This window comes from Mesorhizobium sp. M5C.F.Ca.ET.164.01.1.1 (assembly GCF_004792125.1).
Taxonomy (GTDB): Bacteria; Pseudomonadota; Alphaproteobacteria; order Rhizobiales; family Rhizobiaceae; genus Mesorhizobium; species Mesorhizobium wenxiniae.
Map to the genome: position 1 here is coordinate 1 of NZ_SRTG01000050.1, position 761 is coordinate 761.

1 protein-coding gene is annotated in these 761 nt (G+C 63.1%); it reads right to left on the reverse strand.

Translation table 11 applies throughout. The features are described 5' to 3' along the window. Positions 1–761, reverse strand: a 761-nt coding sequence (locus EN807_RS32325) for an AMP-binding protein (RefSeq protein ID WP_135937909.1), incomplete at both ends; no start/stop codon positions are given.

Sequence of the window (761 nt, forward strand, 5' to 3'; positions counted from 1 at the left end):
CCGATCGCCGTCCACAAAGGGGCTGGCGATGAACCGCTCCGCCGTCAGATCAGGGCGGTTCAGGTAGCCCCGCGCAACGCCTGCCCCGCCAATGCAAAGCTCGCCCACCGCCCCGAACGGCACCGGCGCGCCATGAGCGTCCAGCAGGTAGATCCGCGTGTTGGCGATCGGCCGCCCGATCGGGACAACTGACCCGTCAAAATCAGCCGGGCAAGTCCAGGTCGTTGCACAGACTGTCGTTTCCGTCGGTCCATAGGCATTGATAACAGATGCTGCAGGTAAACGTCGGATGAGTTCGGCCTTCGGCAGCTCTCCAGCAAGAATGAGAGCTTGCGACGCCAAATATTCCACATTCCTGCCTGCCTGCAGCAAGGCCGGAGGCAATGTCGCGTGGGTGATAGCTTGGCTTCGCAGATAATGCGATAGCCTGGCACTCGCCTGGCAGAGCTCATCCGCGGGCAGATGCAAGGCGGCGCCGGAGCCAAGCGCCATAATCATTTCCCAGGCACTGGCATCAAAACCCAAGGAGGCGAACTGCACCACTCGACTGTTTGAACCAACGCCAAACAGTCCGATCTGAGCCAGCCCCAGATTGACCACTCCGCGATGCTCGACCATGACGCCCTTGGGCGTCCCGGTTGATCCGGAGGTGTAGATGACATAGGCGAGATGGCGCGCGGTCAGGCCGAGCGCGCGCGGGTCGGGATCGCAGGCGGGCAGCTCGGCCCAGGCCGGGGTGACCGTCTCCAGATCGACCACAC